At 54.8% G+C, this 230-nt stretch carries 1 pseudogene; it reads right to left on the bottom strand.

From position 1 onward, the window contains the following. Positions 1-230, bottom strand: a pseudogene (locus tag KVT28_RS27320) (signal recognition particle protein); the annotation flags it as partial.

Genomic DNA, 230 nt, shown 5'->3' on the forward strand with positions numbered 1-230 from the left:
AACTGTTTCAGCAGTCGGTTGACAACTTGCACCTGCATGCCTGAGCCCAACGCAATACGACGTTTGCGCGTCCCCTTGATAATTTCTGGCTTCTCACGCTCTTTACGCGTCATCGAATTGATGATGGCTTCCATGCGGTCCAGCACTTTGTCATCCATCTGCGATTTCACGTTGTCAGGCAGTTGCCCCATGCCCGGCAGTTTGCCCATCAGGCCCGCCATGCCGCCCAT

This window comes from Pantoea sp. GbtcB22, assembly GCF_019091025.1.
GTDB classification, from domain to species: domain Bacteria; phylum Pseudomonadota; class Gammaproteobacteria; order Enterobacterales; family Enterobacteriaceae; genus Pantoea; species Pantoea leporis.